At 56.5% G+C, this 16,027-nt stretch carries 8 protein-coding genes; 5 read left to right on the forward strand and 3 right to left on the reverse strand.

Translation table 11 applies throughout. The annotated features are described in order from the left end of the window. The first annotated feature begins 660 nt into the window (after window positions 1-660). From V1278_RS29745 to V1278_RS29755, 3 genes are all read left to right on the forward strand, one after another. Window positions 661-2,997: an AAA family ATPase gene (locus V1278_RS29745; RefSeq protein WP_334383165.1), complete on the forward strand. Its 2,337-nt coding sequence runs from the start codon at window positions 661-663 to the stop codon at window positions 2,995-2,997. Between the two features lie 182 nt (window positions 2,998-3,179). Beyond that, window positions 3,180-4,418 (forward strand): polysaccharide biosynthesis/export family protein, encoded by a 1,239-nt coding sequence (locus V1278_RS29750; RefSeq protein WP_442893811.1) that lies wholly within the window; start codon window positions 3,180-3,182, stop codon window positions 4,416-4,418. A 457-nt stretch (window positions 4,419-4,875) separates the two neighbouring features. Further along, entirely contained in the window at window positions 4,876-6,354 is a 1,479-nt protein-coding gene (locus V1278_RS29755) for an exopolysaccharide biosynthesis polyprenyl glycosylphosphotransferase (protein ID WP_334383168.1), read from the forward strand. A 414-nt stretch (window positions 6,355-6,768) separates the two neighbouring features. On the opposite strand, the gene V1278_RS29760 is transcribed toward V1278_RS29755, so the two are convergent. Continuing rightward, a complete protein-coding gene (locus V1278_RS29760; RefSeq protein ID WP_334383169.1) occupies window positions 6,769-7,131 on the reverse strand; it encodes an H-NS histone family protein in 363 nt (120 codons plus the stop codon). Between the two features lie 779 nt (window positions 7,132-7,910). Here V1278_RS29760 and V1278_RS29765 point away from each other — a divergent pair. Beyond that, window positions 7,911-8,258, forward strand: coding sequence for an H-NS histone family protein (locus V1278_RS29765; RefSeq protein WP_442893718.1), 348 nt, complete (start codon window positions 7,911-7,913; stop codon window positions 8,256-8,258). 1,167 nt (window positions 8,259-9,425) lie between these two features. Here V1278_RS29765 and V1278_RS29770 read toward each other — a convergent pair. After that, entirely contained in the window at window positions 9,426-12,173 is a 2,748-nt protein-coding gene (locus V1278_RS29770) for an Ig-like domain-containing protein (protein WP_334383171.1), read from the reverse strand. Window positions 12,174-13,173: 1,000 nt separating this feature from the next. Between V1278_RS29770 and V1278_RS29775 the strand changes: the two genes are divergently transcribed. Beyond that, window positions 13,174-14,781 (forward strand): calcium-binding protein, encoded by a 1,608-nt coding sequence (locus V1278_RS29775; RefSeq protein WP_334383172.1) that lies wholly within the window; start codon window positions 13,174-13,176, stop codon window positions 14,779-14,781. Between the two features lie 337 nt (window positions 14,782-15,118). Here the strand turns inward: V1278_RS29775 and V1278_RS29780 are convergent, their stop codons facing one another. Further along, window positions 15,119-15,532 carry a hypothetical protein gene (locus tag V1278_RS29780; protein ID WP_334383174.1) on the reverse strand — a complete coding sequence of 138 codons (414 nt, stop codon included), beginning with the start codon at window positions 15,530-15,532 and terminating at the stop codon, window positions 15,119-15,121. Window positions 15,533-16,027 lie beyond the last annotated feature (495 nt).

Here is a 16,027-nt window from a genome sequence, read left to right on the forward strand (position 1 = left end):
GATGGATCCATTTACCATCTGCAGCCGCAAGATAAGTAGCGGCGAGCGACGGTTCCAGAATTAACATCCTGAGCGTCTATCAAGCTTAATCAAGGAGTTTTGTTGCAGGCGATTGGGCTCTCGCTAAGTTGCAGCACATGCCAAAGCGCGATAGGCCGCACATGAAGGATGATCTGACGGTTCGTTACGAGGAAATTCTCCGCCTGCGAGAAGAACTTGAGAGGCTGCTCGCCCGGTCAAAACAACCACATTCCCGGAAAAAATCGAATTCTCGCAAACCCCCTAATCGCTCGCGCGATTGAACCGCCATACTCCCCGAACAACGGCTATCCCGCAACCGTGCCGGGCATCTTGCGCCGGAGCCTAGCTTGTCCCAAGCAGCGCCGGCCATGTTCATGGATGGTACTCCAGATCCGCGACGGATGGTCACGCCGCCCGAAATTCAATCCGCCTCACCTCCTTGGTCCATGCCTTTGAGCCGCAGCGCATTGGAAGCGTCACATTAACTACCATCATTTAATTTGGACAGCAGATTTCTTTCCTGTTATATTTAAATGCCTCAAATCCTCGGCCGGAGGCTTCCACCGGCGTCCGGCCCCACACAAATTACTGGTGCGGCCGCCGGGCGGCGAGATCACAGGCGGCGCAGCGAGCACCAGAATGCTTCAAACTAATATGTTAAACGCCGAGAAGAGCCGCAGTCCTCAGACCGGTCCGGCGCCCAGCGACGATGCCGGATCTGGCGGTGTGGCGGAGCTTGTCAATCTCGCGCTGGGTCTATTGCGACGCCAATATCTCGTGATCATCCTTACCGCGGTATTCGCATTAACATCCTGCGTAATCTACCTGCGGATCACCCCACCGACCTATACCGCGCATGTGCAAGTCCTTCTGGCAAACCCCAGGGCACAGTTCGTTCAGCAGCAGTCGATACTTTCGGAGCCAGCCTTCGATCTCAACCAGATCGAGACCCAGATCCAGGTGCTCAAATCGAGCGCGCTAGCAACTTCAGTGATCACGCAGCTCAACCTCGTCAATGACCCTGATTTCAGCGGTTCCGGACCGTCGCTATCCTCGTTATGGCGCGGAACACCAACAGGGAACTCGACTCCGCCGGATCAATCCAAGGCCGGTGTTCCGGAAAGGCTGTCGGATGCCGTTATCGCGGCGTTCCAGGATCGACTCTCAGCAAAGCGGGTCGGCATGAGCAGCATACTGGAGATCAGCTTCAATTCGAGTAACGCCGAACGGGCCGCGCAAATCGCGAATGCGGTAGCAAAGGCATACATCACGGAGCAGTTGAACGCGAAATTCGAAGCCAATCGAAGTGCAACGACTTGGCTTCAGGACAGGCTGCGCGATCTTGGCGATCAGGCGCTCAACGCCGAACGGGAAGTTAACCAATATAAGTCTCAGAACAACATCGTTTCCCCGGAAGGAAAGTCGATCGACGAGCAGCAGGTCACAGAGCTCAATAATCGACTAATGGCCATTCGGGCGCAGCTCACCGAAGCATCGGCGAGGTTGAGTCAGTATGAAGCCATCTTGCGCACCAACCCGGCAAATTCGTCTTCGATGGGTACCCTGGACGCAGTTGGCTCCGATGTCAGCAGTAATCCGATTATAAATGGCCTCCGGCAACAGTATCTTGAACTGACGAGGCGCGAAAACGAGTATTCGGCCAGATTCGGACCTAGCCATCAGGCCGTTCTCACTCTCCGCAATCGCATGCGTGACCTGCGTTCTTCGATTTTCGACGAGGTCAGGAGGCTTGCCGAAAATACTCGAAATGACGTCGAAGTTGCCAAGCAGCGACAGGTACAGATTGAGAAACAGCTCGCCGAGGCGGTGGTCCAATCCCGCACAACGAATGCGGCTGAACTGACCATAAGAGAACTGGAAAACCGTGCGAAGGGTTTGCGCAGCCTGTCTGACATGTTCCAGCAGCGCTACATCGGCTCCAAGCAACAGGAGAGTTTTCCCATCTCCGAGACGAGGGTGATCCAGCCTGCCTTACCGCCGCAGAGCAAGAGCAAGCCGAAAAGCAAGGTCGTCATGGCGCTGGGCTTGATTGGCGGCATCGGCTTGGGGGTCATGTTGGGCTTGTTCCGAGAGCTAATGGATCGGGTCTTTCGCACCTCCGCCCAGATCGAAGCCGAACTGGGACTGCCATGCCTCGCGTTGGTGCCGGAGCTCGTCGTGCCGCATTCGCCGATGCGCAGAGCCAAATCGCGTTCGACTGAAGGGGATTCGGGCCAACGGACCATTGCGAGGGATTCGGCTATCCACCGTGCCGTCGTTGACAGGCCGCTATCGAGGTTCGCCGAGGCGATACGTTCGATCAAGCTGGCAATTGACCTCAATGCGACCAAGACCTCAAATCAGGTTATTGGCATCACCTCGGCTCTGCCCAATGAGGGCAAGACAACAATTGCAGCTTCGCTGGCGCAGCTCATTGGGCATGGTGGAAAGAGCGTCATCATCGTCGATTGCGACCTGAGGAATCCCTCGCTGTCCTCCAGTCTAGCCCCAAATGCAGCCGCCGGCATAATCGAGGTTACCAATGGCAGCCGGTCGATAGAAGAGACAGTCTGGCGGGATCCAACAACGAACCTGGCATTCTTGCCGGCAGTTCGGCGGAGTGACCTGCTGCATAGCAGCGAACTCCTTTCAACTGACTCGATGCACAAGCTCTTCGACCGACTACGGGCGAGCTATGACTACGTCATCGTCGATCTTCCGCCCCTGACTCCATTGGTTGATGTTCGCGCCACCACACAGCTCGTCGACCACTTTATCCTGGTTGTCGAATGGGGACAGACGAAGATCGACGTCGTCAAGCATGCCCTGCACACCGCGCCTACCATCCACGACAGCCTGATCGGCACTGTCCTCAACAAGACCGACATCAAGGCAATGGCTCGCTACGACAGCTATCTGCGCGACTACTACAGCGACGACCACTGCGCCCGCTACGGCCTGTCCAACTCCGGCTAAGCAGGGATTTGTTATTCTATCTCGGTGATAATTAGTTGTTAGCGCCGGCCGCAACTGTTGCAGCCGCGCAACACACGGGGACTGCTTTTCATATAGATACGCGAACAGGCTGGTTCGATTCGCGCGACGGTGCCAACGTGCCCGGCGATTGGTCTCAGTTGATAGTTGGGGGAACGGCTCTGATCCGCACGCTGCAAATTGGCGCGACAATCGCGGTCGGCATCCTGACCCTATTCTGTGCCGGGTGTATCATCACGCCCGGTAGCGGCCCGTTGGGCGCGGACGTCCAAAGAGCCAAGGAAGGCAGCGAGCCGGCCGCCCTCCCCTACGCGCTGGTCAAGCTGACCCCGGAAGTCGTCAACATTCTTGGAAACCACATACCCAGGCTATCCACGGCGTTTGCCGCTCAAACGCCGCCGAAAGCATTTCGCTTCGGGATCGGCGACATTGTCAGCGTCACGATTTTTGAGGCCGCAGCCGGCGGTCTTTTCACGTCCGATGCGGGCGTTCGCGCCGGCAATTTTGTCACCATTCCCAACCAAGCGGTCGACGAACAAGGCAATATCTCGGTTCCATACGCGGGCTCCGTTCGGGCCAAGGGCCGCACGCCCTTTGAGATTAGCAAGGAGATCACGGACAAACTGAAGGCTCGCGCCCTAGAACCGCAAGTCGTCGTCAGCCTCGCGACGCAGAACACTTCTTTGATCACCGTCCTAGGGGACGTGCGTACCGCCGGCCGTTTTCCAGCCAGTCCCTCTGGCGAACGCGTGCTCGATGCGATCGCACGTGCGGGCGGCCCATCTGCGCAAGGCTACGACACCTGGGTCTCACTCAAACGTATGGGACATCGTGCGAGCGTGCCCTTTGGCGCGCTGATGTATGAGCCCGCCAATGACATTTATGTACTCCCCAACGATGTCATCTACCTATTCAATATGCCGCAGACCTTCGTCGGGTTTGGCGCCGGCGGGACCCAAGGCCTATTCAAGTTCGACGCCTGGCGCCTGTCATTGGCCGAGGCAATCGGAAAACAAGGCGGACTGAATGATTCTCAAGCCGATCCAGCGTCGGTGTATTTATACCGCGGCGAAACGCGGGCGATTGCTAAGGAGATAGGTGTCGACGTCAGACCGTTTCAGGGCGAGATCATTCCGATCATTTTTCACGTGAATCTGCGGGATCCATCCGGCTATTTCCTGGCCCAGTCCTTCGCCATGCGGAACAAGGACGTCATTTACACATCTAACTCGGTTAGCGTGGAGACCACCAAGTTCCTGGTCTTCCTGAGAACCATCATGGCGACCGTGAACGACCCGATCATCTACGCAACCAACTTCTTTGCTCTCAAAGCTGCTGCTTCGGGCACCGGAACGACGACGATTATCACAACGCCGCCGCCGATTACGACCACCACCCCATAGTAGTTCAGTTCCCGGCTGAACAACCGGAACACGCGGCCTGATGCGGCCAATAGATCTGAGTATCGGTGCGGGTCGCAAGAAGTGACCGCGCCGGCACGGCTTCCGCCAAGTGAACTACTCTTCGTATCAGGTTGTCCTTCTCGCGCCATAGCGGCGCAAGATCCGCGCAGCCACGCTGCTAACGACTTGACCTGCCAGCGACCGACGCTGCCCGGAGAGCGACCACGGCAGATCGATCCCGCGAGGATGATGATCATCATCACCGGCGGGCGATGCGGCGCTCCACTACGAGTTGCTGCACGGATCACCCCCCGCGCGAGAAACCGGCGCCGCTATAATCAGCGCCCAAAAAATAACTCGACTCATTTAATTCAACGCGGTTTTTGGCTTGATTTATTTAAAGCGTTAATAATAGATTAAACTTATTGCAGAAAGCCTCGAACAGTCTGGTTCTGGCATGAACTTTATTAACCGACAGGTTGCAGCCGGCCTCCACGAGGAGATTGCCCTCGAACTGTACAGCCCTCCCTCGGGCTCACAGCGAAAATGGCCAATCCGATATCGGTCTATCGAGTTGGTCGCGATTTGTACCGATCTCGGCACCATCGTCCTCGCAAGCATCGTTTCAGTCTTCTTGTATCGGCTCTGCATTGGTTGGACCGCGGCCGGCTTCACAAACGCCATTGGCTCGGCCATCGTCGTATCAGCGATGTTCGTATCGTTGTTAAAAATGCAAGGTATGTACAATCCAAGTGAACTACTGGTCCTGCGCAGTCAGGTTCGCGCCGTTTGCGGCGCCTTGCTATTCGCATTTATCGTTCTAGCCGCTGCGGCCGGCTCGCTCAACGTTAGTGACGAATACCCTCGCGGCGCCGGAATGGCCTTTGCCCTTACCAGTCTTGCATTACTCGTTGTCGGACGAGCTCTCATCAAGAGCTTGCTCATGAGAGGCCTCAGCAAAAGAAAATTCGCCGGCGGCAATATCATTCTGATTTCGGATCAACCACAGTCTAGTGATGTGGGACTTTTGCCAACGCTGAACATGCTCGGATTTTGTGTGACCAAGCATTTCAGGTTGCCTTCGCCTCGTTTCGGTTCTGATCACCGCAAGCGGCTTAGCGCTCGCGTAATTGAAAATGCTCGCGGCTCAAACGTCGAGGAAATCATCGTTGAGGCAGATCCGAACCAGTGGTCGGAATTGCGTGCATTTGTCGCCGAACTGCGGGTTCTGCCGACTCCCGTCTCGTTTGTACCCGTTGGCGCGCTTTCGGAGATGTTCAGGCGACCCACGCGGGACCTTGGCAGCACGGTATGCGTGGAAATCCAGCGAGGGCCACTTACATTCTTTGAGAGAGCCATCAAGCGGTTTACGGATTTGGTCGGCGCCGGACTTGCCCTGGTTACTCTGTCGCCGCTGCTTGCTGTAGTTGTATTAGCGATCAAGCTGGACTCGTCTGGTCCGGTCCTTTTCAGGCAGCAACGTTGTGGCTTCAACGGTCGGAGTTTCTCAATCTACAAGTTCCGCACCATGCGCGTGCTGGAGGACGGGCCATCGGTCATCCAGGCGCGGCCGGTCGATAGCCGTGTGACTCGCGTTGGAAAATGGCTGCGCCGGACGAGCATCGATGAGTTACCGCAGCTCATCAATGTGCTCTACGGAAGCATGTCACTTGTCGGGCCGCGGCCGCACGCCATCTCTCAAGACGGCCAGTTTGACAAGGTTGTCCGCAATTATGCCTTTCGGCGGCGCGTGAAGCCCGGGTTGACGGGTTGGGCGCAGATACACGGGTGTCGAGGACCCACACCCACCGCCGCCTCCATTGAACGGCGGGTTGAGTACGACCTTTGGTACATCGACAACTGGAGCGCTCGATTGGATCTGGCTATCCTGGTCCGGACACCGATTGAGGTGCTGCGCGGTCGCAACGCCTACTAGGCGCTAGAATTGGCCTGACAGTCGAGCAGATTGATCCGAACTGATTCAAGGCGCGCTCAATGAGGCGGCACCTTGCAAGTCAACATGGCCGGCGTAGCGCCAACTCAAGCCCGGGAATTACACGTCAGTATTGTTTCTCTTGGACCAGAGCGTCAGCTATGTGCGCCAGAAGCGCATGTTCGTCCGTTTGGATCGTTTGGCGAACGCTTTGAGTGCGCGACGTCCTCTTTTCGCCTTGTGGAAGGCCGGGCACCAGCCCATTCAGCTCATTCTCGATTTCTGTCCAATCCCGATTGGTCACCGCTTGCCTCTGCCGCGCATCGATAATGCCTGACGGCAAATTATCTCAGTTCGCCAGCCGCGCCTCTAACCCATTAATTTTGTGGTTAATAATACAATACCCCGTCGATCAGCTCACGCTCGCTGACGAGCCTTCGTGCCAGCCTCGCCAATCCGGAAATCTTCGATTTTGCGTCCCGACTTGACTGCCGCAACCAGCCACCTCGGCCGCTTGCCGCGACCCGACCAAGTTTCGGAGGTTTGAGGATTCCGATACTTTGGCAATACCCGGGGATACTTGCGGCGAGGCTTGCGGTCCGGTTGCAAATTTCCCGAATCATCACCGACAATTGTGCCGCGACTAAGCACCGCCAAGCGCTTCTCAAGTTCGCCTTTTTCGGCCCTGATCCGCGCTGACAAAATCCCGCTGATCTCTCCGTGAAGCGCCCAAAGCTCATCCAGAGACCAGGACTCTAAATCGATCTTCTTCGGAGCCATGCCGTCGCTCTTGATTTCCCCTTAGAACATAATGCGATGTCACACCCCCGAATAACAATCAAGGGGGATTACAAGGGTTCCACGGGAAAATGGATTATTCTGGCGTTCTTCGCGATTGCTTTACACAGAAATCTAGCCGCGCGAAATCCCCAGCCTGGGAGGCCCTTTGAACTGCACCGATCAAAAAGCTGCAGTCAAGGACGAGGAGTTCGCCAGCCGTGGTCCTGGCGTGCGCCAAGGCTCGATCGGCCCCGCCGGTGCTGCGCTTTCCTGCGCGGCCCCTCGCCTCTGTGGCGAAAGAAAAGCGACAGCCGGCATCTGATGACTTCGATATCCTTCAGGACACGCTGCCGAAGCTCAATCTGGTGTCTAAGTTGGCTAACATCACTCGATGCGCCGGACGGCACCATGCAGCGGCCAACCGCATCTTGAAGGCGAGAAAGGGATGAACCGATAGAATCCATCTGAAAATCCATTTGGGCACCTACACAAAAACTCTACAGCAACGACCCTACCCCAATCATTTCATAGCAGCGTGTCACGCTCCCTTTCCGACGCCCACCCGCTCTGCTCAAAACCCTAAATACGCCCTTGCTTTTAACTGAATTAAATTATTAAATTTACAATCAAATAATGTTTAAAAACCTAAACCTATCGATTCAAACTTCGCACGTATTTGGCGTCATCGCCAGCGATATTTCGAGGATTGGATGCTTCCGGAAAGACCGCAATCTGTTAGCCTTAACGGACCCGCGATGCGCAGGACAGACTTGGAGACAATGGATTTTGACGAGCTTTGGCTCTTGCATGAGCAGCTCACCAAACTCCTGTCCGAAAAAATCACGACAGAAAAACTTCAATTGGAGCGGCGGCTGGCGCAATTGAGCCGCGTAGAGCAGATGCGCGACATTGAGGGCGCGCCTGCCAACCGTCCGCGACGCAAATATCCAAAAGTTCAGCCAAAATACTGGAACCCCTCTCAGCCCTCGCAAAAGTGGTCTGGGCGCGGAAAGCAGCCGAGATGGCTGGTCGCCGCCTTAAGCGCCGGACGGAAGTTGGAAGACTTTGTAATAGACAAAAGCGTTAACCTTGCAGACGACGATAATCACAACGACGAGACCTCTTGAAGCGGGTCGCGGTTAACGCATTCCATTGCGTAGGAATTTTGGCCCGCTGCACGCGTGCACTCGAGGTAGGTCACTAAGTTGCTGCGAATACCTGTGACTTCCCCAAGCAATATCCCGTAAAGTTCCATGCATGATGTGAGGGCTGCCGGTGTTGCGTTAGCCTTGGTCACAACGTGAAGCTGCTCGTTAGCCTGCTTTATTGTTTTGAGCGAATCCTGAAGAGTTCTATTGTAGGCGTTGCTTGTAAGATCGTCATCCATAGAAGCCCCCCTTGCACCAGGAAAGCTGGAATTCCCGAGAAGATTAGACGACGGTGGCGGGAAGTAGGTTCAATGTTTCCGTGAAGTTTATGCGTTGCAATGAGGGGGCCGCCGACAGAAGCCGGAACGATAATCTGGTCGGATGCTACGGTGGCCGATCAGCTCCCGCCAATGCACTTGGCAGGGGACCTAGCGTGAACAGTCCACGGCAGTTCGAGCCTCAGGATGGAATCCCGTGGGAGTTGGGGATACCGGGGCGGGACCTTCCCCTGTTGATCGGGCTGGGCCAAGCTGGAGCTTGAGGATAGTCTCGGGACACATCAACAAGAGGGACCGTAATGTCGACTGCGCCTCGAATTCTCATTTTGTCGGTCTCGTTGACCGCATGTCTGGCTATTTCCACGAGCTCCATAGAAGCAGCAGATAGGGCCGTTCAGCCGACTTCGATGGCAGGAGCGGATGTTAGCGCGCACCGCTGGAACGCAAGACCGCCGCGTTCAGTCGGACCTCGCCATGCTCGGTGCGAGCTAGTAGAAGGGGTCCGGGGTGCTACCCCCCTGACCGTGCCGTTTTTCGGGTCCGGCTGGTATCCTGGACCTGCGCATTACGGACCTTGCTGGCGCTATCGAGCGAGTGCGGTCATTTCAGTTAGGTATTAGGCGGCTAGCGGCTGGGCAGGTTGATACCTGCTGGCCGTGGTGCCAACGTTCGAGAGGTTCAGTACAAACAACGCGTTAGGTTGCCGTCGCTAGCTGGCTCATCGGAGATCATCAATGCCTGCTAGCGGTTTGCGAGCCAGCGTTTGCTGCTTCTCCGGCGATCCTTCGCACGACCAACGCTTATGCCGATACTTCGGATGCGCTCATAAATTTGGCTGAGCGCATCCGAACGCTTTCAGGCTGAGCTACTACGAGAAGTGGAAGTCATGACTATTGATGGCGCCCAGCTTGGTGTTCTTTAACGTCACCGAGTTGTCCGCATCAGCCGAAATGACGACGTCTTGGCCTACCTGCGTTGCATGGGCGAGAACGCTCGCGAAACTGTCGAAGACGCTCTTGCTGAACTGAACCACATCGTGGGACTGTCCATATGTACCGAAATCCTTGACGACGTCGTTCCCGAAGTTCGGCGCAAATACGAAGGTGTCAGCGCCTCCATTCCCAACGAAGACATCGTCGGCGGAGCTGCTCGTCAGTGTATTGCTCCCTGTCGAGCCGAGGATCGCATTGCCCGAAGTACCAACAACCTGACCGGTGCTATCGATCTGCTTGGCAGTATACGTGTGCACCGTGTCGGATACGGCGGACGATGTCTTGAAGGACCAAGTGCCGTCGGCAGCCGTATTCACCGTTCCCAGTGATGCGTTGCCATCATACAGCTTGATCTGACTGTTGGCATCGGCGACGCCTTTGATCGTGACGATATCGCTCCAGTTCTTGTACATGGTGGTCAAATCGACGGACGAAGTCGGCGCAGGTGCACTGGAAGCACCGACCTGTCCGTCACCATTGAGATCCTGATGGAAGCTCGTCTCGAGCAATTTAAGGCCATCGTTCGTGCCCGACACGGAGCCGCCCGACACGGAGCCGGTCAGGGCGCTGACATGGGAAACGTAGTTGCCGTTGTTGTCGGTGTTCCAGGCCGTGTACTGACCGGTGCTCGCCTCCTTCCAGGCAACCTGATAGCCCGTCGCCGTCTTCTCCGAACCGATCGGCGTCCAGGTGCCATCTTGCCCGTCCACAAAATCCGCACCGCCATACTTCAACGTGGGGCCGGATCCGCTGCTGCTGTTGAGGTAATATTTGCCGCCGCTCTCAACGAGACTTGTCTCACCAGCCGACTCGATTTGCTCACCCGGAGTTGGCGTTGGCGACGTCCCACCGATCACGCTGCTGACCGACTGCGAGGCGGCGCTGACATTGCCGGCCGCGTCGGCAGCCTTGGCCGTCAGCGCGTGCGTGCCGGTCGACAAGGCGTTCGTCGTGACGCTCCAGGCTCCGGTCGAGTTTGTCGTCCCCGTTCCGACGACCGTGGTGCCGTCGTAGACCGTGACCGTGCTGTTGGCCTCGGCGGTCCCCGACAGCTTGACCTGATTGGTATTGACGATGGCGTTGCTGCTCAGGGCCGGGGCAGTCGGCGCCAGCGTATCCACCGTCACGGTCACCGCACCGGATGCGGCACTGGTCTGGCCGCTCGAGGTGGTCGCGGTCGCGGTCAGCACATGCTTGGCGTTGGTCAGGACCGAGGTGATGTAGTCCCAGCTCCCGGTCGAACTGGCGGTCGTCGTGCCGATCTGGGTCGAGCCATCGTAAATCTTGACGGTGCTGTTGGCGGCCGCGGTGCCCTTGAGCTGGAGGGTATTGTCGCTGGTGATGCCATCGCCGGCCGCTCCGGTGTCGTTCGAGAACGACGCGATGGTCGGCGTCGCCGGCGTAGCCGGGGGTGCCGAGGTGCCGGTGCTGGCCGTGACCACGGCAGACGCCGCGCCGGTGTTGCCTGCCGCATCCGTCGCCTTTGCGGTGAGGCTGTGCGAACCGGCCGCAAGGGCACCGGTGGTGTAGTTCCACACGCCACTGCTGTTGGCCGTCGCGGTCCCGATCTGGGCCGTGCCGTCGAACACCTTCACGACGCTGTTCGCTTCCGCCGTGCCGGTCAGGTTCAGGCCGCCGTTGGCGTTGTTGGTGGGCGTCGCCATCGTCGGGGCCGTGGGCGCCACCGTGTCAATTTTCACGGCAAGCACCGATGACGTCGAACTGGTGCCCGACGTGGTGGTGGCCGTGGCCTTGAGGCTATGATTGCCGTTCGACAGCGCAGCGGTCGTGTAGCTCCACGCGCCACTGCTGTTGGTCGTGGTGGTCCCGATCTGGGTCGTACCGTCGAACACCTTCACCGTGCTGTTCGCGGCCGCGCTGCCGCTCAGGGTCAGCGTACTGTCGTTGGTGATGCCATCACCGGATGTGCCGCTGTCGTTCGAGAAGTGGTCGATCGTCGTCAACCCAGCGCCACCACCCCCTTCCACCGGGAAAGGTGGCGGGATAAGTTCGCCCGGAACGAGTTCACCATTTACGATCGTTGCGGAGCGGACATTTTCCCACTGAGTAATGTTTATGTCCGCATTGACTTGCTCAAAGAGGATATCGTCGTAACCAAACGGTCCGACAAAATACACGTCCTTGAGCGCTACCGAGATATCGTTCGCATCCGCGGCAATACGCAAGCCAAACGGACCACCTTGGAATACCACGTTATCGAACGTGAGCGTGCCACTCCAACCATCCGCAACGAACATACCTGCAGTTGCAGCGGTGGTGTGGGCGACGATCGTCGTATTCGTGATCGCCACATTCCCGGTGCTGCCGGGGGCATAGATCTGGATAGTATCGGCATGATCGCTCCCTTGTCCCGTCGACTCGAGATACGAATTGCTGATCGTGACGTCACCGTCACCCCCGATGCGCACACCTTCCCTCGAACTAATACGCATATGGTCGAGGCTGAACGAGCCAAGACCGACAACGGACGCCGTGGAGCCAGTGTCGGTAATGCTCTTGTACGAAAGCGTCCCGCCATCTCTAAGCGTGACCGAACTCGAACTCGTAACCCCGCTCAACAACGGGTCGTTCCAGTTCAGAGGGATGTTGTCGTAGGTGGCCATCGTGTTTTGTTTCCTTAAGCGCCGCATCCGTGCACGCAGCGGTTTTTCATTGAGCAACCGTTGTACCGACCAACGTTACCGTGTTGTGTGGTCCCGTCGTCGCCAACCATACATTCCGACGGACGAGGTCGCCGTCGGCGGAGGCTTTTTTGGGACGACATGTCGGCCCACCCAAGGTGATTTCTCAATTGTCCCGTCAAAGTTCCCGCGCCGGAATTTAGTGCAGCAGCTCGTCGACTTAGCTTCCAGCTTCAGATTCTTCTTCAGTTTCGCTGCCAGTTCGTCGGGGGTTCGTCCCTCACTCTCGTCAGATGGGCATATCGTCCGCCGGCTTGTCTTCAAAGCTTATCGAAGCTTGGGAACTTTCGTGCTATGCAATGCGATTCAGCACGGCGGATGCTGCGCACGGTCTTCTGAGAGCCCTGAGTTTGGCAACAAGATCGTCGGCTGTTCTTCAATTTCAGCAGGAGCGATCAGCGAGTGACAATGTTCAATGACACACAGGCGCGCTCGGGTCGATTGTCTGCTGGAAAAGCGGCCTCTGATTTTGCCACCGATCATTTCCACCCGCCCTGGGCGGACCGCAGACTCGCGAAGCTGGAGCTGAAGTCGCGCAAACCGTCTCCCGTCAAACGCATGAGAGACGCATAGCGCTGGGGCGTCGTCCATGTTCCTGCACGACAGTCCATTGAAGCCTGCGATTAGATGTCATTTCCGCCCAGCAAGGGTTCCCCACCGAGAACAAGGAACCATTTCATGGCGAAACACGCGGCCGGCGGTGATGCACGCCCCGCCGCAATCGTAATCGCGTCCGCGCTCATTGCCGCCCGGCTACTCTCACATTAACAAATTAAATGTGATTGGACACGATGCAACTTTTAATTTAATTATCTCATCGCCAACCAAATTAAATCGACCTCGTATGTTTCAGCGCGTCTTTAATACGATTTCAGCGCTGGATTTTGGTCGATGTCGTTGTCTGGGTGCCATGGAGGAAAAGATGACGAATGCCAATCCAACAAAAAGCCGGGCCGTTCAGCAATTAATGGGAACTGAGTCTTCTGCGGATTCTGCCTTTGATTGGCTCTCCCTTATTTATCCCATCAACAGCTTGATCATTGGCACCGGAGACGACGATGTCCTAGATGCACAAGCTGACGGCGATGTTGTCCTGGGCCTTGCAGGCAATGACCTTTTGGGCAGTGCATTCAACCGCACAGCATTGATCGGAGGTAGCGGCAACGACACGCTGACCACCACCGTTGTTGTCCCGCTCCAAAGCGATGCGCCTGTGCGCGGTCTCGCCATTCAGTTCGGCGGAACAGGCGACGATGACCTTGATGCGACCGTCACCCTTCAGGGTGGGAGCACGCCTCAGAGCACGGAGCCAATCGCAGATGTGCTACTCGATGGCGGCAGCGGAAACGACACGATCAATGCCACGGCAAATGTGACGCTTCCTGCCTTTGGAATTGTGACCGTCAGAACCAACGTGATCGGCGGAAGCGGCAATGATACCATTCAAGCCGTTGCTGATGGCCGTAATGTTATCGGAACCAGTATCGCGATGAACACCGTCGACGGCGGCTGGGGCAACGACCACATCATAGCTCATGCCGAAACGGAATTCGCTGCGCTCCGCGGCACAGCCAGCAACGTATTGTTCGGTGGCAACGACAACGATGTCCTGGACGCGTCTGCTGAGGGGCGATCCAATTTCACCGAGTCGGTTACAAATGAGCTTCACGGTGGTCGGGGCAACGACGTGCTGCATGCCTTCAACCTGACAGACTCCAATAGCGGCAGGCCGATTGGTATCAACCAGCTTTGGGGCGATGATGGCAACGACACCCTCGATGCGACTCATTCCACCGACGGGGAGAACACCGTCACGGATGTCACGAATTACCTCGATGGCGGGAAAGGCAATGACAACCTGACTGCGGACTCCACCGCGCTTGGCGGATTTGTTCACGCACTCAATCAACTCGAGGGCGGCGATGGAAGAGACAGCCTCACGGCACATCTCGACGCTGTAGCTCACGGTGGACCGGATCTCGGGCTGAATCTCTACAATGTCGCGAATATCCTGAATGGCGGTTCCGGAGATGACCAGCTTACCGCATTCCTTTCGGCAACTCCCGATCCTGTGGTTACAGACGATTCTATTGCCGAGAATCGTCTGGATGGCGGCGCCGGAAACGATGTCCTGACGGCAACCGTTGAGTCAGGTTCAATAGGATCAAGCTTCCTCAGTGGCGGCGCGGGCAATGATCAACTCACCGTCTTTGGTGGGTCAGAAAATGTCCTCGATGGGGGCAATGGCAGCGACACGCTCACGAGCGGCATCGGAAACGACGCTATGTTTGGCGGATGCGGCGCGGATACATTTATCTTTGCCGCTGAGAACGGGCATGACACGGCCGATTTCGAAAAGGGGCGGGACAAGATCGATCTCACAGCTTTGGCAGCAGAGGGCATCCACGACTTTGGCGATTTGAATATCGAAGCGATCGGTGGAAACACCATCATCCACTTTGATGGAGATAACGACCTCACCGTCGCCGGCGTGGTGAACCTCAGCGCAGGTGACTTTTGGTTCGCGTAGCCGGACCGGAAGCCATCTTGATTGTTCCGCCAGGACAGACATCAAGTGTAACACACGTAAGTTCGTTGCAGCCGGCTGAATAGAATCTAGTATGGGTACAAGTCGCGCGGATCTGCAACCGCGCCATTCCTCGTTATCACAAATGGGCGCCTAATTTGATTACCCGACGAGACCGCTAATGCGATCCGCGACGGCGACTTACCGGTAGCTCTCGATATGGCAGGGCATGGCCAATTTATTGTACTGGCTGCGGATTGTACCCTGTTTCTGGACCGGGTGCTTACGTCACATTTGAAGGCGGCGCATTCCGGACCGCGTCGTTCTCATCGGACCATTTCTAGGTCACTCCACTATCTTTTGCGTGGGAGGTGTTGTGTCCAAGGTCGAAATCAGGGAACCTTGTGATGAGCGCCGTCTTCAAGAACTGGATATGCCTGATAGTCGCTTCCAGCTCATTTAACCGCCTCTGCCCTTCCGCTATCTCGCTGCCTAGCAAATTCTGATAATGGTTATCCTCCGGATCGCGCGTCAGATACTCATCGGAATCATTGCCCAAGGTTACTGCCGATCGCGCTAACGCGTCATCGATACGTGATTTTAGGCCAGCTTGTTCTACTCTTGCGCCCTCCAGCGCATCCTCTATCGACCGAAAAATGGATGTAGCGCGGGCACGATCCGTTTCGGTATCTCGGCTGGCCGATCGTGCCTTGAAATTCACAACGCTGCGCGCCTTTAGAAATCGTTGGAACATCTTCCGGCTCCTCCAGGATGGTTGGTCGAGGTGGACGCTGAGTCGTCACAACCAAATTATCACGAATGCGAACGTTCGGCGCAAAATCGCTTCCGTGCGGACGATCCCGGTCCATGAGCAAATAGCCGATGCTCACCAATCAAGGCATCCAATGCGACCGCCCACCCATATGAGGCAGTTTCATCGCGCCTGCCTTGAAAACTGCGCTCCATCCGCCGGGTCGATGCCGTACCAGATGCTCTAGTCAACAAAACCTGAGGCTCAATCGGTTTCGGCCGTTCGAATGTGGCGCCGCTTGGGTATTGGCTTGTTCAGCCTGTGCGTGATCCTTGAAAAAACCACACGCGGCGAGAGCGGCCGGAACCCAAAAAAGCCGCCCGACATTATTAATTTGATTTAATTTCGATTTAATATTATAAAACGTATATTGAGTTTAGCACGTACTTGCGAAGTAAATTGTGAAGTGACCCATAACACCATCTGAAAAGGCGTAAC

This window comes from Bradyrhizobium sp. AZCC 1577, from assembly GCF_036924575.1.
Taxonomy (GTDB): Bacteria; Pseudomonadota; Alphaproteobacteria; order Rhizobiales; family Xanthobacteraceae; genus Bradyrhizobium.